This is a genomic window from Klebsiella sp. M5al (assembly GCF_002090195.1).
Lineage (GTDB): Bacteria > Pseudomonadota > Gammaproteobacteria > Enterobacterales > Enterobacteriaceae > Klebsiella > Klebsiella grimontii.
This window is the reverse complement of the sequence record NZ_CP020657.1, coordinates 4,044,801-4,062,209: the sequence shown is the minus strand read 5'-3', so window position 1 is coordinate 4,062,209 and position 17,409 is coordinate 4,044,801. Positions and strand designations below refer to the sequence as shown.

10 protein-coding genes are annotated in these 17,409 nt (G+C 59.7%); 3 read left to right on the top strand and 7 right to left on the bottom strand.

Annotation, left to right across the window (positions count from 1 at the left end):
* Positions 1-6: 6 nt before the first annotated feature.
* The 4 genes from BWI76_RS19440 to metG all read right to left on the bottom strand — a co-directional run bounded on the left by BWI76_RS19440 (position 7) and on the right by metG (position 10,675).
* Entirely contained in the window at positions 7-1,095 is a 1,089-nt protein-coding gene (locus BWI76_RS19440; RefSeq protein ID WP_004138609.1) for an ATP-binding protein, read from the bottom strand.
* A 77-nt stretch (positions 1,096-1,172) separates the two neighbouring features.
* On the bottom strand, positions 1,173-4,769 hold the full coding sequence (locus tag BWI76_RS19435) for a DUF4132 domain-containing protein (RefSeq protein WP_004138611.1): 3,597 nt from the start codon (positions 4,767-4,769) through the stop codon (positions 1,173-1,175).
* Between the two features lie 14 nt (positions 4,770-4,783).
* Positions 4,784-8,500 carry a WGR and DUF4132 domain-containing protein gene (locus tag BWI76_RS19430; protein ID WP_064371596.1) on the bottom strand — a complete coding sequence of 1,239 codons (3,717 nt, stop codon included), beginning with the start codon at positions 8,498-8,500 and terminating at the stop codon, positions 4,784-4,786.
* 141 nt (positions 8,501-8,641) lie between these two features.
* On the bottom strand, positions 8,642-10,675 hold the full coding sequence (gene metG, locus BWI76_RS19425) for a methionine--tRNA ligase (protein WP_004138615.1): 2,034 nt from the start codon (positions 10,673-10,675) through the stop codon (positions 8,642-8,644).
* A gap of 151 nt (positions 10,676-10,826) precedes the next feature.
* Between metG and apbC the strand changes: the two genes are divergently transcribed.
* Both apbC and BWI76_RS19415 read left to right on the top strand, forming a co-directional pair.
* Positions 10,827-11,936, top strand: a complete 1,110-nt coding sequence (gene apbC, locus BWI76_RS19420) for an iron-sulfur cluster carrier protein ApbC (protein ID WP_004122768.1) — start codon at positions 10,827-10,829, stop codon at positions 11,934-11,936.
* 350 nt (positions 11,937-12,286) lie between these two features.
* Positions 12,287-12,616, top strand: coding sequence for a hypothetical protein (locus BWI76_RS19415; RefSeq protein ID WP_004138617.1), 330 nt, complete (start codon positions 12,287-12,289; stop codon positions 12,614-12,616).
* A gap of 59 nt (positions 12,617-12,675) precedes the next feature.
* Here the strand turns inward: BWI76_RS19415 and BWI76_RS19410 are convergent, their stop codons facing one another.
* Positions 12,676-12,993, bottom strand: coding sequence for an RcnB family protein (locus BWI76_RS19410; RefSeq protein ID WP_024359184.1), 318 nt, complete (start codon positions 12,991-12,993; stop codon positions 12,676-12,678).
* Between the two features lie 169 nt (positions 12,994-13,162).
* On the opposite strand from BWI76_RS19410, the gene BWI76_RS19405 reads away from it, so the two are divergent.
* A complete protein-coding gene (locus BWI76_RS19405; protein ID WP_024359183.1) occupies positions 13,163-14,083 on the top strand; it encodes a LysR family transcriptional regulator in 921 nt (306 codons plus the stop codon).
* A 155-nt stretch (positions 14,084-14,238) separates the two neighbouring features.
* Here the strand turns inward: BWI76_RS19405 and BWI76_RS19400 are convergent, their stop codons facing one another.
* On the bottom strand, positions 14,239-15,582 hold the full coding sequence (locus BWI76_RS19400; RefSeq protein ID WP_024359182.1) for an NCS2 family permease: 1,344 nt from the start codon (positions 15,580-15,582) through the stop codon (positions 14,239-14,241).
* Between the two features lie 2 nt (positions 15,583-15,584).
* Positions 15,585-17,396: an adenine deaminase gene (locus BWI76_RS19395; protein ID WP_024359181.1), complete on the bottom strand. Its 1,812-nt coding sequence runs from the start codon at positions 17,394-17,396 to the stop codon at positions 15,585-15,587.
* Positions 17,397-17,409: the final 13 nt, after the last annotated feature.

Here is a 17,409-nt window from a genome sequence, read left to right as displayed (position 1 = left end):
GTTCCCTCACGGCAGGCGGTGGCGGGCCTGATAATAGGCCTGCCAGTGGGCTTCTTTATGCGTGCCGACGCGTTGTTCAAAATAGCGGCGCAGGCGGGCGCGGTCATCTTCATTGTCTTTCACGATGGTACCGGCGATGCAGTCTACCAGGTCGGCGGGTTCGCCGGCGCGACCGGCGAGGAACCATGCCCGCACGCCGACGGCGTGGGCGACGTTGACCGCTTCGGCGGTGGACATCACCGCGCTGAGGGTATCCATCGCGGTTTTCTTACCCCCGTCGGCGCGCAGATCGCGGAAGGTCTGGATCAGCAGTTCCAGTACGACATCGGGGACTTTATGCGGGATGCCGCTATGCTCCAGCAGGCGGGCCGACGCGTTAGCCACCAGTTCCAGCTCCTGCTGAAAATCCATAATCGGAAAGACGGTTTCGAAGTCGAAGCGGCGTTTTAGCGCCGCGCTCATTTCGTTAACCCCGCGATCGCGGGTATTGGCGGTGGCAATAATATTAAATCCGGCGCGGGCATAGAGCTGGCTATCGTCGCCGGTTAGCTCCGGGATCGCCATGACGCGGTCGGATAGCATCCCCAGCAGGCAGTCCTGAACCTCCAGCGGCGTACGGGTAATCTCTTCAAAGCGGACGATTTTACCGTCACGCATGCCCTGATACAGCGGGGCGGGCACCAGCGCCTGCGTCGACGGGCCCTGGTTTATCAGCAGCGCATAGTTCCAGGCATATTTGATTTGATCTTCGGTAATCGCCGCGCCGCCCTGAATGGTGAGCCCGGCGTCGCCGCAGATGGCGGTGGCCAGCAGCTCCGAGAGCAGCGATTTAGCCGTGCCCGGCTCGCCGACCAGCATCAGGCCGCGCCCGGTCGCCAGCGTGACCAGCATCCGCTCGACGGCGGCCGGACTCATGACCACCTTGCGGCTGATGTCGCGAGCGCTATCGCCAAGGATAAACGCGCGCGCCGCAGGCAGGCTTAGCTGCCAGCCGGGCGGGCAGGGGAAACAGTCGTTCTGCTGCAGCCGGGCGAGCTCATCGGCGTAAAGTATGGCGGCAGGGGGGCGCTGAAGATGTGGTTCCTGTTGTATCATCGTTTCTTCCTTAAAGAGACCGCGGTAATGGGAGCGTTTTTATCCTATGTGCAGCGAATAGCGTAAACGCGCTTTGCTTATCCACGGAAAATGACCTCAATCGTGCTTAGCGCCTCGCTGAGATCCTGTGGATCGAGCTGTGAGAACGCAGCGGGCCGTTCGCCATCATAGAGTCTGATGGCGGCAAACCGCTGAGGAGCCTTCGCATCCATGTTGTAGTGCACGAACCCTGGCGTGATTTCCAGAATCAGTCGATGCCGCCCGACATCGTAGCAGAAACGGTTTTCAGCGCCCTGCCACCAGCCGCGACTGCGGATGCCCAATAATTGCCCGCAGGTTGTTGATTTTCCCTGCCAGCGCGTAAGCTCGCTGCGGGCGGTTTCTTCCGCCAGCAGCTGCACCGTCTGGCGCGTTAGCTGGCGGAACGGTGGCAATAGCTGATAATCGGCAAAAATTTGGCTAAATGCTGCCCGCGTCGCGTCATCCATTTCCAGCGGATGAGCAAGGCCGAACAGCGCCTCTTCCGGTAGAGCGATAGGGTCATCCTGGCCATCGCAGAATTCCTCTTCCGCGGCGACGCGAAAGGCGTTGAGCAGGCGACGGGGTTCACTGGCGGCGTAGATTCCCCATACCAGGCGCCGGGTAAGATTGTTGGTCAGCGGATGATCGACAAACAGCGATTGAAACTCCGTTCGCGTCCAGCGCCGTGCCAGCCGCAGGGCGTTTTCCAGATGCGGCAGCAGGCGTTTGGCCACCTGGGCTGCGTCTTTTTTCAGGCCTTTCAGCCTGGCCAGCGCTTCCGCGGCTTTTACCTGGTCATCTTCGGCGCGCAGGCGCGGCAGGCTCTTTTGCCGCGCTCCCTGCTGGTCGTAAATCACCGGCAGCAGATTTTCATCAAAACGGACATAAAAGCCGCGGGAACCAAAATCAAAAGCCAGCGTTTGGGGATCGTCCAGCCCCAGCGTAGGCGTTAGCCGATCCTGCAGCTGCTCTTCGCTGAGATCGCGGGCTTCGGCGACCTCTTTAAGAGACTGCCTGGCGCTTTCGCGCAGCGGGCGGGATTTGGCGCCCTGCGCGATGTGGTGCAGCTGCAGCAGCGCCATATCGCTGCCGATGCGGGTGAGAAGATGCAGCCCGCTGGCGGCGCGGGCGGATTTCCCTTCCTGCGGCCAGGCCAGGATAAGCTGGGTTAAATCACGCACTGTCGCTTCATCGCCAAAAATCCCCAGCGCCTGAAACGCCCAGTTATCTTTGGCTGGGGCTCCGGCAGTCTGCCATGCGTTAAATAAATCCCAGACGAAAGCGGCCAGCGATTGGGGCTGGCAGGCGGCTTTGGCTAAATCCAGCCCGCCGTAATGATGGCCGCCCTGGGCGAAGCGCAGCATTTCGCCGAAGATCTCCAGCGCATCGTCAGTCAACGGCTGGTCGGTGCCGATAAGCCGCGGCCTGCGCCAGAGCGTCGGTTGCCAGAAGTCAGGCACTTTTGGAATGCGGACAGGGTAGTTGTCCAGCGGATCCTGCGTCAGCAGCTGTTCCAGCTTCGTCCACAGTGCCGGTTCGTTCCAGCGTTGTGCTACCGCTTTCAGCCGTTCATGGTGGCCTTCCTGGTACAGCAGACGCAGCGCGTTAATAGCCGCCTCGCGGCTATCGCCCGCTTTATCGAACGCCAGTGGGATTAACGCGGCGGCTGCGTGCTCCGGCCACTGCAGGAGCCACTGACGAGCCAGTTGGCTGTGCGCCTGCAAGCGTCGCCAGACGCGGGCCATCGGTAGCGCCAGCTCCGTTGCGCCGAGATGCGTCAGCAGGGGGAAGATCTCCTTTGGCCGATGCTGCAGCGCCAGCAGCAGGCCGGGTAGGGCATCGGTCCCGAGAATGCTCAGCGCATATTCGGCGCCGACAAATCTAAAGTTAGCGGCATTGATGCCCTGCCAGGCCACCAGCGCCCGCTCGCGAGGCAGCTGCATAAGCAGATAAAGATTCCAGCAGTCGTTGGGGTTGTAGGCCTTTACCAGGTAATCCCCCCATGCCTCCAGTAGCGTAGCGATATCGAAGTTTTGCAGTGCGTGGCAGGCGTTGCCCCACCAGACATAGCGATGAAAATATTTCTCCGTATCGAAATGGTCCCGCTTGCCGCATAACGTGTACTGGTGGAACAGGTATTCAATACTCTGAAAGCCCAGCTCCTGCATGACGATGGTGCAACCTATGCTGGCGAGACGTTCATCGAGCGGAAGGTTATTAAAGAAACAGGCGGGTTTGCTGGCAGCCAGCGCTTCCCGCTCTCCTGGCTGCCAGTGCTCCTGAGGCGCAACGGTCAGCGACGTTAGCGCAAAACGCGGGGGCGCGACTTTTTTCTTTTTGCCGCGCCACGGCGGCGAGCGCAGGATCTCCGGCAGGCAGGAGCGATCGGCTGCCAGCGTAACGTCTGAAGGCATCGATGGTCGGCTGGCCGCCAGAAGTTCCTGTGCCTTCGTGCTTAGCCAGGGAGTAACCTGCTCAGCCAGCTGAGGATGCGTATTGAGCAGCGTCCGCAGCAGCATTCTCCAGCTTTCTTCACGCTTTTTCTGCTGCTGCGGACGCTTTTTCTCTGCGATCTCAGGATAGCCCGGACGAGCGGGCGGTTCCGGCAGCGCCAGCAATTCCGCTACAGCGGCCAGAGCTGCATGGGGATATTTTTTGGCGAATGTTGACACGCGCTGCTGGCTGGGTTTGTTTTTATCCGCCACCAGCAGCAGCAGCCGGATAGCCTGCGGATGGTTAATTTGCGCCAGCAGGCTGCCGCAGTCATCCCGGTGCGCATATATCGCCAGCCTGGGGATCGCCGCCAGCCCCTGCTCGCGCAGCAGGGCCGCGCAGGCGGAGTAACCGTAGCGGTTTTCGTCGCACATCTCGCTGGCCTGACAATCGGTAAAGACATCAAGCCAGCAGGATTGCTCCAGTACTGCCAGCTTAGCAGGATCGGTCGCTACCGCTTTCAACCACTCGCTTGATGAACGGCTGGCGTATTTATCAGCGTCGAGCAGGCTATTCGCAACGTCCGGTCGTTCCGGCAACAGCAGGGCAATAAACGGTTTACGATTAAGCTCGATATCAGGGAGCGCGCGGATAAGTTTGTCAGCGCAGCGTAGCCAGATCGCCTCTTCAGCCAGCGAAAGGTGTTTTCGCAGACGCAGATCGAATTCGTGGTAAGTATCGCAGCGAAAACCGTACTGGTACGCTTTTTTCGGATGAGAAAAAACGATGCTGGGTGGCTGAAGATTGCTGTGGGTCACGGTGATAAATTGCCGTTCAATCACCACTTCGGTGGCATATTCCACGCCCCTTAGCTGGACGATTTCATCGAGTAGCTCGGGACTGTCATCTTCTGCCAGCCGGGTAAGCGCCGCCAGCGCGCGGGGGGGCATTGCCGGTTTGGCTTCGCCCACATAGCCGACCGCCTGCGCAATAGCCTGCCGCCATTCGGCAGTGCATGTTTCATAGTCCCACGTAAGGGCCTGAATATGCTGATAGCGCGAGGGAATATCGTTCGCCAGTCGTTGCAGGCGTCCCTCTTCGATCGGCGGTACCGGGTCGCCAGGCCAGCGGCGATGGCTTAACGGTTGTTTGCCCTTTTTAAAGGATAGCTCCAGCTGCGCGTCATCCGCCAGCCATGGCGGGAGTGCTGTGTTGTGCATAAACGTTCCTTGTGTTACTCAAACAGCCCGTCGATATCGTTAATCAATTCGCTGAGGGTGACGTTATCCAGCACCGAAAACGTGGCCTGCTGTTTGCCGTTGCCGCCCCAGCCGTACTGGTGCGCATTTTCGGCACACAGCCATATTTTGCTCAGCAGCTGCTCGGCGCTGAGTTCATCCGGCAGCAACCCGACGGCAAAGCCTTCGTCGATTTCCATCACCAGCGTCCACTGGCCCAGCGGTTTAAGCATCCAGCCAATCCAGCCTGCATCCTGCGGTTCGCCGCGCAGCCAGCCTTTATTCGCCAGCCCTATTACCCGCCCGCTCGGGCATTTGCGCCCGGCCCAGCGGGTCAGCTCGGTGGCCGCCAGTTCGGCGGTCGTCAGGGTGTAGCAGCTGCGGTCAAGCTGGCGGAACGGCGGCAGCAGCTCATAATCGGCGAACAGCTGACCGAAGGCGGCGGCGTCTTCCGCGGGCATTTCCAGCAGATGCGGAAGACCGATTTGGACCGCGCCTTGCGGCAGGGTGAACAGATCGTCATCGGCGTTACCGTAGCTGTTGTCTTCCGCCACGCGGAAGCAGGCCAGCAGCCTGTTTTCGGCGTCGTAGACTCCCCATACCAGGCGGCGGGTGAGGTGGCAGACCAGGGGATGATTAACCAGAAACTGCCGGAAGTTTTCCGCCGTCCAGCGGCGACGCTGGCACATGGCGGACTCCATGCGCGCGATTTGCTGGGCGGCAATCGTGCGGGCGTCTTTTTTCAGGGCTTTGTAGCGATTAACGGCCTCGGTAGCCAGCGCCTTATCATCGCTTTTATTCGGCTTCGGCAGGTCCTTAAGGCGGCTGCCGTTTTCATCGCGCACGTACGGCCTGAGGGCTTCACCAAAGCTAATGATAAAGCGCCGCGGGCCGAAATCGAGGGTCAAGGTTCCGTCGGCGTTGAGTCCCAGATCCGGCGCGAGGCGGTCCTCCAGCTCTTCCACGGTCAGCGCGCGGCTTGCGGCGATATGGCCGATTTTCTCTCTGGCGCGCTCCTGCAGGGCTTTGAACTTGAGTTTCCCGGCGATGCCGTTCAGCTGCATCAGGGCGATATCGGTGCCGATGGCGGCGAGAATATCCAGCCCGACGGTAGCGCGTTTATGTTGGGATTCTCCCGGCCAGGCGCGGATCAGCGGGGTGAGCGCGCGGGCGGTATCGTCGTTACCGAAGATGCCGAGCGCGGTAAAGGCCCAGCTCTCTTTCGACGGCGCGCCGGCGGTTTGCCAGGCGCTGAACAGATCCCAGGCGAAGGCGGCGAGTGATGCCACGGTACAGAGATCTTTTACCTGCTGCAGGCCGGGGTAAATACCTTCCTCTGACGGGAAGCGCAGCATTTCGCCGAGCGTTTTTAATGCGTCGTCCGGCAAGGCAAGGCCATTTTCCCGCAGCAGCGGTCGCGCCCACAGCGCGGGCTGATAAAACGCGGGCAGCGGCGGAATTTTCGTCGGATGGTTATCCAGCGGATCGAGCGCCAGTAGCGCGCCGACCGCCGCCATCACCTCCGGCCGATCGTAGCGGCGGGCAACCTGTTCAAGCAGCGGCTGATGACCGTTATCCATCAGCATGCGTATGGCCAGGCGCGCACTGTCCTGCGCTTCGCCCGCTTTGCCGAGAGCGGCGGGCAGCAGGCCGGCAATGGCGTGCTCCGGATAGGCCAGCAGCCACTCGCGCGCCTCTTCGCGCAGCGTTTTCAGCTTGTGAAAGGCGCGGGCGACGATGGGGGCCAGTTCGCTGGCGGCAAACCAGATAGCGACCGGTAAATTCTCCTGCGGATAGCGGGACAGGGCGTGAATAAAACCCGGTAGCCCGGCAAGACGCAGATAGGCCATCACATATTCCCCGCCGGTATGGGGCTCTTTACTCAGCGAGCTCCAGGCATCGGCTGCCCGGCCGGCGGGCAGCGCGGTGAGCATATAAAGATTCCACTCCCCCGGATAAGGGGCGTGGTAAGCGTGGAATTCGGCGATCAGCGCGGGATAATTCTGCCGCCGCCAGGCATCTGCTGCGGCGTCGGAGGCGTGTTCATAGCGATTGTTTTGACGGCTCCAGACCCTGAAACCCAGGCGCGTAAGGTACGCTTTCTCACTCTCCTGTTGGCTCATCTCCACCTGCTGCGCGTACCAGTTCCGCTGGGCGAGAAGCGCGTTGGCCGCCTCTTCCGTCAGCATACAGGCCGGTTCTAAAGCCAGCGGCGTTAAGCTTAGCTGAGGGATCGGTGATTTTTTCTTTTTCGCCGTCCACGGGGGCGAAACCAGCACCGGCGGCAGAATATCGGCCCCGGCGCAGTCGACCCGCTGGCTTAACTGCCGTTGGCAGGCTGCCAGCAGCGTTGCGGCCTGCGACGAGAGCCACGGCGAAATTTGCGCCGCCAGCTCCGGCTGCGCGCTCAGCAGGGTCATCAGCATAATGCGCCAGCGCTTCTCTTCTTTCTGCGCCAGCAGTTCGGCCAGCGCCGCCAGCGCCGCGTGCGGGAAGCGGGCGCTGGCGCGGGCCATCCGCTCGTGGCAGCGTTTGCCTTGTTCGCTCACCCGGATCAGCTGCATCAGCGCCTGGGGATGGTTCACGCCGCTTACCCGCTCTCCGCACAGGTCATCGTGAACGTAGGGCGCAAAGCGGGCGATACCGGCGACGCCCTGTTCGCGCATCACCGTCGCGTTCCAGACGCTGCCGTGGTAATAATCGTTAAACAGATTTTCCGTCTGGTAAGGCTCCAGCGCTTTGACCACCTGCGGGTCGCGGGCGACGACCTTCAGCCATTCCGCCGTCTTCACATTTTTGTGCGCCAGTACCCGACGGGCGATATCGTTCACGATATCCTGGCGTTCCGGCAGCAAGAGCGCCACCAGCGGCTGTTGCCCGATGGGCATATCCGGCAACGCGGCGATCAGTTTATCCACGCAGCGCCGCCAGAGCGCCTCATCCGCATGAGCCAGATGGGCGCGCAGGCGCACGTCGAGCAGCGCCGGCCCGCGCGCGCGGGTGGGCTCGGCGCGGAAAGTCACCTGAAGGGTTTGATAATTATAATCAAACTCAATGTGCTGCAGGGCGATAAACATCTCGATGGCATATTCCAGACCGTAAACGTAAACAATCTCGTCCATCAGACCGGCATTATCAGCGCTGCGCCAGCCGCGGCGCGTGGCTACCGCCACCTGAACCGCCAGCGCCGCGGGTGAAAGCGGGCCATCGGTCAGGGCCTGGTTGATGATTTGCTGCCAGTACGCGGAGCAGTCGGCAGAGTTAAAGGTGACGATATTCCCTGATTGTTTGTGGATCTCGTTGCCGAGGTCCATCAGTTTGCTATTTTCAGGCGCGGCGATCGGTTTACCGGGAAAGAGGCGAGAAGGGAGCACCTCTTCAAGCAGCTCATCCGATAAAAGCAGTTCGCCATCGTCCGCCAGCCACGGACGGGTGATGTCTGAGGGCGTTGAGGCGTATTCGGGCTGTGGGGCGGCTGGTGGCGATGCGGGTAAGGCAGGCTGCTCGGTGCGAGTAACTTCAACGTAGCCTTTGCGGGTTTTTTCGTTAATCAATTTGACTTCAGCCTTGCTGGCCGCCGCGTCGGCAAAGGTTTTGATCTGGCTCTGCCCGTGTGTGCCAACCTTGCCCCAGCGTAGATGCAGCTCGTGGCCCTGCTGCTCAATCGCCCAGAATTTATGTGATTTTTCGTCCTGATAAATAAAGGTTTTCATCAACGTCCCTGTGTTTTTATCCAGCCTGGCGTTGATGCTAACAGCTATTGACAGGAACACCGAGGGTGGGGGTAGCAAGAATACAATTTTCAGAATTTATAAAATAAAAAAAGCGCTGCCGGAGCAGCGCTTTATGCGTCATTACTTGACCTGCTGGCCCGGCTGGGCGCCGCTGTCCGGGCTGAGCAGGAAGATATCTTTCCCGCCAGGACCCGCGGCCATCACCATGCCTTCAGAAACGCCGAAGCGCATTTTGCGCGGCGCCAGGTTGGCGACCATCACCGTCAGGCGGCCAATCAGCACCTGCGGGTCCGGGTAGGCGGAACGGATGCCGGAGAAGACGTTGCGCTTCTCGCCGCCGAGATCCAGCGTCAGGCGCAGCAGCTTGTCGGAACCGTCCACGAACTCGGCGTTTTCAATCAGCGCGATGCGCATATCGACTTTGGCGAAATCGTCAAAAGTAATGGTTTCCTGAATCGGATCGTCCGCCAGCGGGCCGGTGACCGGCGCTGACAGCGCTTTGACTTCTTCTTTCGACGCTTCGACCAGCGCGTCAACCTGCTTCATCTCAATGCGGTTGTAGAGCGCTTTGAAAGCGTTAACCTTGTGACCGAGCAGCGGCTGCTGGATAGCATCCCAGCTCAGTTCGCCGTTGAGGAACGCTTCGGCGCGGGCGGCCAGCTGCGGCAGGACCGGCTTCAGCCAGGTCATCAGCACGCGGAACATATTCAGGCCCATGGTGCAGATGGCCTGCAGGTCGGCGTCGCGCCCTTCCTGTTTAGCCACCACCCACGGCGCCTGCTCGTCAACGTAGCGGTTCGCCACGTCGGCCAGCGCCATGATTTCGCGGATAGCTTTACCGAACTCCCGGCTGTCCCACGCTTCGCCAATGCTTGTTGCCGCATCGGTAAAGGTTTTATACAGCTGAGGATCGGCCAGTTCGGCGGACAGCATGCCGTCGAAACGCTTGTTGATGAAACCGGCGTTGCGCGAGGCGAGGTTAACCACCTTGTTGACGATATCGGCGTTAACGCGCTGCACGAAGTCTTCCAGGTTCAGGTCGATGTCATCGATACGCGACGAGAGCTTGGCGGTGTAGTAGTAGCGCAGGCTGTCTGCGTCAAAATGATTCAGCCAGGTGCTGGCCTTAATAAAGGTGCCGCGCGACTTGGACATCTTGGCGCCGTTGACCGTCACGTAGCCGTGAACGAACAGGTTGGTCGGTTTGCGGAAGCTGCTGCCTTCCAGCATCGCCGGCCAGAACAGGCTGTGGAAGTAGACGATATCTTTACCGATAAAGTGATACAGCTCGGCGGTGGAGTCTTTCTTCCAGTATTCGTCGAAGCTGGTGGTATCGCCGCGCTTGTCGCACAGGTTCTTGAAGGAGCCCATGTAGCCGATCGGCGCGTCCAGCCAGACGTAGAAGTATTTGCCCGGCGCGTTCGGGATTTCGAAGCCGAAGTACGGCGCATCGCGGGAGATATCCCACTGCTGCAGTCCGGACTCGAACCACTCCTGCATTTTATTCGCCACCTGCTCCTGCAGCGCGCCGCTGCGGGTCCACGCCTGCAGCATTTCGCTGAACGACGGCAGGTCGAAGAAGAAGTGCTCGGACTCGCGCATCACTGGCGTCGCGCCGGAGACGACCGATTTCGGCTCGATAAGCTCGGTCGGGCTGTAGGTCGCGCCGCACACTTCGCAGTTATCGCCGTACTGATCCGGTGATTTGCACTTCGGACAGGTGCCTTTTACAAAACGGTCCGGCAGGAACATGCCTTTTTCCGGATCGTAGAGCTGAGAGATGGTGCGGTTTTTGATAAAACCGTTCTCTTTCAGACGCGTATAGATAAGCTCCGACAGCTCGCGGTTCTCGTCGCTGTGCGTGGAGTGATAGTTGTCATAGCTGATGTCGAAGCCAGCAAAATCGGTCTGATGCTCCTGACTCATTTCGCCAATCATCTGTTCCGGGGTGATACCGAGCTGCTGCGCTTTCAGCATGATCGGGGTGCCGTGGGCGTCGTCGGCGCAGATGAAGTTGACCTCGTGGCCGCGCATTCGCTGGTAACGGACCCAGACATCAGCCTGGATGTGCTCCAGCATGTGGCCGAGGTGGATTGAGCCGTTTGCGTACGGCAGCGCGCACGTTACCAGAATTTTCTTCGCGACTTGAGTCATAGTGGGCATTACATCTTCTATTGTAAAAAGGGGTTTCGATGTTACCGCAAAGGCAATAATTTGGTAAGCCCAAAGCTTATTGTGGGGGAATTATTCCCTTTAAGGTAAACTTAACGCACAAGATTCAACTCACAATAACAAAGGAGTCGGGATGAGTTCGCAATCCCAGGCCAAATCCCCCGAGCGTCTGCGCGCGATGGTCGCCGGGACCCTGGCTAATTTCCAGCACCCAACCCTGAAACATAACCTCACTACGCTGAAGGCGCTGCATCACGTCGCCTGGCTGGACGAGACCGTGCACATTGAAATTCAGATGCCGTTCGTCTGGCATAGCGCGTTTGAGGTGCTCAAGGAGCAGTGCAGCGCCGAGCTGCTGCGCATTACCGGCGCTAAAGCTATTGACTGGAAGCTGACGCACAGCATCGCCACGCTGCAGCGGGTAAAAAATCAGCCCGGCATCAACGGCGTGAAAAACATCATCGCCATCAGCTCCGGCAAGGGCGGGGTGGGTAAATCGTCTACCGCGGTCAACCTCGCGCTGGCGCTGGCGGCGGAAGGGGCGAAAGTCGGCATTCTGGATGCCGATATTTACGGCCCGTCGATTCCGACCATGCTCGGCGCGGAAGATCAGCGTCCCACTTCGCCGGACGGCACCCATATGGCGCCGATTATGAAATTTGGTCTCGCCACCAACTCCATCGGCTATCTGGTCACCGACGACAACGCCATGGTCTGGCGCGGCCCGATGGCCAGCAAAGCGTTAATGCAGATGCTGCAGGAAACCCTGTGGCCGGATCTCGATTACCTGGTGCTGGATATGCCGCCGGGCACCGGTGATATTCAGCTGACGCTGGCGCAAAACATTCCGGTCACCGGCGCGGTGGTGGTGACTACGCCGCAGGATATCGCCCTGATCGACGCCAAAAAAGGTATCGTGATGTTTGAGAAAGTCGAAGTGCCGGTGCTGGGGATTGTGGAAAACATGAGCATGCATATTTGCAGCAACTGCGGACACCACGAGCCTATCTTCGGTACCGGCGGCGCGCAAAAGCTGGCCGAGAAATACCATACCCAGCTGCTGGGCCAGCTGCCGCTGCATATCACCCTGCGCGAAGACCTCGACAAGGGAACGCCGACGGTGGTGGCGCGCCCGGAAAGCGAGTTTACCGAAACCTACCGCCAGCTGGCAGACCGCGTCGCGGCGCAGTTGTACTGGCAGGGCGAAGTTATCCCCGGTGAAATAGCTTTCCGCGCGGTCTGATTTTCCCTCTCTTCTGAACCGTACGGCACGTTGCGCCGTACGGTTTGTTATCGTATCCGCCCCGTTTTCTCTTTCCAAAATAATCACCGCGTGAATGATATAAGCGTTAAATATTACTTGTTTTTATTCACATTTAGCGATGTTGAGATTTGTCAATAAAACATATTGTTAACATTGTTTTCCTCTGGCGGTTGTGCGAGCTTGATTAGCATAGAAGTGAAGTATTTTAATTCGCCGTGACGATGTTTAATTTTGGCTGTGTGATTTGGCGAAACGTGGAAGTTATCAGTACTACGTCAATAAAAACGATGGAAGGAAAGTATAGCCGTAATACATTTCCGGAGTGCATGATGAACAATATTGCTCTAATCGTTAAGTTACGAGAACTGCTGGTTATTTCTATGCATACGCGCACGCTGCCGGAGAAAGCCGCAGACGCGTTACGCTATTGCCAGGAGCATCTCCCGATGGCTGAAATTCCGATTGGTGCTTATGGTGAATACAGTGATATTTTTGAACAGCTTGTTTTTTTATCGGATGAAAAGAGTCGTACTGCCCCGGATGATTTATTGCGTAGCGGCGGCGATTTGATATTAAGTATTTTAATGCTCTATGAGCACGTGGCTTCCGGTATTGCCGTCGAGGAATTTATGCATAAACAAAACCGCTTTAACGGATAGCGTTATCGCATCGAAAAACAAAACGCCAGCGGCAGGGATAGCGCGCTGGCGTTCGGCTTTTAGCGATGGTAGAAAATCTCGCCATCATAGATTTTGAGGATTTTTCCCTCGGTTTCGGTAATCAGAACGTAGCTTCCGCCCATATAGGTCCAGCGGGTCCCGGCATCCGGGGCAGGCAAATTGCGCTGCTGCCACTGCTTGATGTTGTATTCTGGCGTGAGGTACAGCGGCGGTACGGTGTCGCCGATGTGGAATTGTTTGAAGTCTGCGGTCACCCCATCCAGCTCATATTTCTGTATACCTTCGCCGGACGCCGCCCACGCTCCGCTGGAGCAGGCCAACAGTACGCCCAGAAGCATCATTTTTGTTTTACGCATAATTTCCCCATTATTATCCTGGACACAAAATCGCAGCCTCGTATGATTCCTGATAGGTCAAGGAAATGGCAAGCATTGGTTTGGTTAAAAGTGTAAGCAAACGGTGATACGGCGACGTTTTTCATCGGGGCGCGTCTGTTTTGAGAATAATCCGGGGTGGGGAGTGGGTATGTTCAGGCTGGAAGATCTGGCATTGTTTGTCCGCGCAGCGGCGTTAAGCAGCTTCAGCGATGCGGCGCGGGAGGCCGGGCTGCAGCCCTCGCAGGTCAGCGCGGCGATAAAGCGTCTTGAAACGACGCTGAATATCCGTCTTTTCGCTCGTTCGACGCGAAGCTTACGCCTGACGCCGGAGGGCGAAACCTGGCTGCCTTATGCCACGCAGATGATCGATACGCTGCACGCCGGGCTGCAAAAAATCCACACGCCGGATGACGAAGTCCGCGGAACGTTACAAATCGCCGTGCCGTCTGACCTTGGGCGCAATTTGCTTCTGCGCGTGTTTCGCGATTTTCGCCAGCGGCATCCTGCGCTGCGCCTGCGGATACTGTTTTCCGATCATCGGACCGACGTGTTTAAAGACCCGGTGGACGTCGCGTTTCGCTACGGCGATAACGACGATGCCTCGTTTATTTCTCTGCCCGTTGCGCCGGATAATCGCCGGGTGCTGGTAGCCTCGCCCGGCTGGATAGCCGAAAACGGCGAACCGCAGACGCTGGAAGATTTGGCCCGACACAACGCGCTGACCTACGTGCTGCGCGGCAGAGCGTTCGACCGCTGGCCGTTGAGCCTGGAGGGGAAAGTCCATCACGTGCAGGTTTCCGGCACTATCGTGAGCGATGACGCCGAGGTGATACGCCGCCTGGCGGTTGCCGGGGAGGGCATCGCCTTCAAGTCTGAACTCGACGTCGGCGATGATATCCGCGAAGGGCGGCTGCGGGTGCTGTTGCCGCACTATCAAGGAGACGTGGTGCCGCTGAATATGATTTGCCCGCACCGTAAACAGCTTTCTCCCGCGGTACGGCTGCTGTATGACGCAGTGAAAGAAGCGTGCGAAGCGGTTAATTCCCGCGCGCCCTCTGCGGGCCGGTAGCACCGCCTGCGGGAACGGTGTCGGGGTGATAAATCGGCGTGGCTTTTTCCCGGTGGCGCTGCGCTGACCGGGCTACGGGTTCACAGCTGTCTGCGGGCCGGGAGCCCGGATAAGGCGCGCCAGCGCCGCCTCCGGGAACACGATTGGCACTAACCTTAATGCTTCACCAGCGTGGCAAAGTAGTACACCAGCGGAATTGCCAGGATCCACAGGCCAATCGGGATTTCTCGCCACTTCCCGGCGATGGTTTTGATCACCACATAAAACAGCAGCCCGCCGGCAATTCCGGTGCCGAAGCTATTGGCAATCAGCGTAATCATCACCATCATCAGCACCGGCAGGCCGTCGGTGAAGTTTGCCAGATCCACTTTGCGCAGGCCGCTGAACATATTCAGGCCGATCAGGATCAGCGCCGGCGCGGTCGCCTCTTTCGGAATCATCAGCGCCACCGGAGTAAACAGCAGCATCAGCAGGAACATCACCGCCGCCGATAGCGCGGTTAACCCGGTTTTGCCGCCGGCTTCCGCGGCCGCCGAGGATTCAATCAGCGCGGTCGCCGCCGGAATGCCCAGCCAGGGGCCAACGGCCGCGGCGATCGAGTCAACCATAAACGGGCGATTGATATGCGGCATATTGCCTTCTTCATCCAGCAGACCCGCTTCGCCGCCCACAGCCAGGGTAGTGCCCATGGTGGAAAAGAACTCTGAAGCGAAGAACACAAACAGGAACGGCAGGAAGGCGATATTCAGCGCGCCCAGCATATCGATTTGCCCCAGCACCGGCGTCAGCGAATGCGGCATATCGATAAAGCTGCCCGGCAGCCTGGTAACGCCCATCGGAATCCCGACCAGGGTGGCAAAGAGAATCGCCCACAGAATCGACCCAGGAATTTTTCTCGCCTGCAGGGCGATGGCCAGAAACAGCCCGCAGAGCGCCACCAGCGCCCCCGGCGAGAGAAAATCGCCGAGCATCAGGGCGTTGGTTTTGGCGTTGGCCAGCACCAGCCCGGCGTTACGGAAGCCCAGCACCGCGACGAACAGCCCGATGGACGCCGTCAGGCCGAGCTTGATCGACTGCGGCACCGAACGGGTCACCACTTCACGCAGGCCGAACTTCGTTAGCAGGAAAAACAGAATCCCCGACCAGCAGGCGATACCGAGACCGACCTGCCAGCCAATGCCTTCGCTGCCCGCCAGCGTGACGCCGACCAGCACCGAGCCGCCGATGCCCGGCCCGACGATAAACGGCAGGTTGGCATAAAACGCCATCAGCAGCGTACCGCCGACGAACACCAGGATCGTGCCGGTGGTTGCCGCGCCTTTATCCATCCCGCCAACCGCCAGCAGGCCGGGGATAACCACCAGCAGATAGGCGGCGGCGAGAAAGCCGGTGATGCCCGCGAGGCATTCGGTGCGCAGCGTACTGCCGCGGGAATACAAGGCAAAACGGCGCTCCAGCCAGCTACCTTGCGCGGATGAGTTAAGGGTATTGTCGGCCATGCTCAGGCTCCCTGATGATTATTGTTGTGTTCTGGGCGTTCCGGGATTTCCCGGCTCTCTATCAGCGGCTCGACTATCTGGCGAGTGCCGCCATCGGTCAAACCTAAATCCGTCAAATGCGGACCGGCATTACAGGCCAGGCAGGTACCCTCAATCGCCTTAAATACGCGGTAGGGCGGCTCCCAGTCGGCGATTTCCGCGCTCAGGTCGCGAAGCTCGCGGAACTGCCGCGCCAGCTCCGTGGCGGGTAAGTCGGAGAGCATCCCGGCAATCGGCATCGCTACGTGGGCGAGGATTTTTCCCTGCTGCGACAGCGCCATGCCGCCGCCGGATTCGATCAGCCGGTTTGCCGCCAGCGCCATATCGTCAGGATCGCGGCCGAGCACCACCAGGTTGTGGGAATCGTGGGAGTAGCTGGTGGCGATAGCGCCGCGCAGTTCGCCCCAGCCCTCTAATAGCGCAATTTGCGGTTTTGCTTCGTGGCGGCCGTGGCGATGCTTAACCCAAATCAGGCTAAATCCGTCCGGGATTTGCACTTTGCCATCGCGGACCTGTACCTCAACCTCTCCCCACTGGGTGAAGCGTGCGCCGCGGATATGCCGCAGGCGGGCGACGCCGTGGCGAATAGCGCCGACGCGAAGGATAAAATCGGCTGGGCTGAGCGGCGGCATCTGTAGGGTATCGCGCGGCGGGGTCACGCCGCTCGCCGACGGAATCGGCTCCAGCAGGGCGCCCGCGCGGGCAATCAGCTTACCGGCGACGTAAACTTCCCGCGCGGCGAGCTTTTCTAATGAATCGAAAACTACCAGATCGGCACGGCGTCCGGCGGCAATCAGCCCCAGATCGTTACGTTGCAGCCGGATCGCCGCGTTTAAGGTGGCGAAACGCAGGACGTCTGTTGCCGGCAATCCGTGCTCAATCAGGAGGTTGAGCAGGGCGATAATGCCGCCTTTTTCCAGCAGCATATCCGGCGGCACATCGTCGGTGCAGACGGTGATTTGCGAGGAGAGATGCGGCAACGATTTCAATGCGTTAACGATATCCGGCAGCAGGTAAGGGTGCGAACCGCGGATCTCTACCGTCAGCCCGGCGCGCAGTTTTTCCAGCGCATCTTCCGCCGAGGTGAGTTCGTGATCGGAGGTGACCCCGGCGGCGAGATAGGCCTGCAGATCCGCGCCGCTCAGGCCGCGCGCGTGGCCTTCAATCAGCTTGCCGCTGTCCAGGCCGGCCTGGATAATCTCCTGCATCCTCTCGCTGCCGTGCAGCACGCCATGCATGTCCATCACTTCGGCGACGCCGCAAACTTCCGGCCAGGCCAGCATGGTGGCCATTTCCGCGCCGGCGAAATCGGCACCGGACATCTCCAGCCCCGGCGTGGACGGCACGCTGGAGGGGGCGGCGACCATCACCTGTAGCGGCAGATGGCGGCTGGCGGCGACGGCGTAGCGCACGCCCTCAACGCCCAGCACGTTGGCCAGCTCGTGCGGGTCCCAGAATACCGCCGTCGTGCCCTGAGCCAGGACGATTTCGGCATAGCGTTCAGGCGGCAGGTGAGAGCTTTCAAGATGGACGTGGGTATCCATCAGCCCCGGAGACAGGAAACACCCCGCCAGCGAGCGGCGTTCGCGGGCATCGGAGCGGCTGCCGCGCGGGTGCACGCTGGCGATCCTATCGCCGACGATCCCGACATCGGCCTCGCGAATTTCGCCGGTGGCCATGTCGACAATCTGCGCGTCGGTTAATAAGAGATCGAAAGGGGATTCTCCGCGCGCGGCCTGCACGGCGCGGCGGCGAGTTTCAGCACTGCTGGACATAACAACTCCGGCA

What these genes read in the sequence shown, in the direction of transcription:
- BWI76_RS19430 (WP_064371596.1), bottom strand. Translation starts at nt 8,500, where the DNA reads ATGAAAACCTTTATTTATCAGGACGAAAAATCACATAAATTCTGGGCG.
- apbC (WP_004122768.1), top strand. Translation starts at nt 10,827, where the DNA reads ATGAGTTCGCAATCCCAGGCCAAATCCCCCGAGCGTCTGCGCGCGATG.
- BWI76_RS19440 (WP_004138609.1), bottom strand. Translation starts at nt 1,095, where the DNA reads ATGATACAACAGGAACCACATCTTCAGCGCCCCCCTGCCGCCATACTT.
- metG (WP_004138615.1), bottom strand. Translation starts at nt 10,675, where the DNA reads ATGACTCAAGTCGCGAAGAAAATTCTGGTAACGTGCGCGCTGCCGTAC.
- BWI76_RS19415 (WP_004138617.1), top strand. Translation starts at nt 12,287, where the DNA reads ATGAACAATATTGCTCTAATCGTTAAGTTACGAGAACTGCTGGTTATT.
- BWI76_RS19400 (WP_024359182.1), bottom strand. Translation starts at nt 15,582, where the DNA reads ATGGCCGACAATACCCTTAACTCATCCGCGCAAGGTAGCTGGCTGGAG.
- BWI76_RS19395 (WP_024359181.1), bottom strand. Translation starts at nt 17,396, where the DNA reads ATGTCCAGCAGTGCTGAAACTCGCCGCCGCGCCGTGCAGGCCGCGCGC.
- BWI76_RS19435 (WP_004138611.1), bottom strand. Translation starts at nt 4,769, where the DNA reads ATGCACAACACAGCACTCCCGCCATGGCTGGCGGATGACGCGCAGCTG.
- BWI76_RS19405 (WP_024359183.1), top strand. Translation starts at nt 13,163, where the DNA reads ATGTTCAGGCTGGAAGATCTGGCATTGTTTGTCCGCGCAGCGGCGTTA.
- BWI76_RS19410 (WP_024359184.1), bottom strand. Translation starts at nt 12,993, where the DNA reads ATGCGTAAAACAAAAATGATGCTTCTGGGCGTACTGTTGGCCTGCTCC.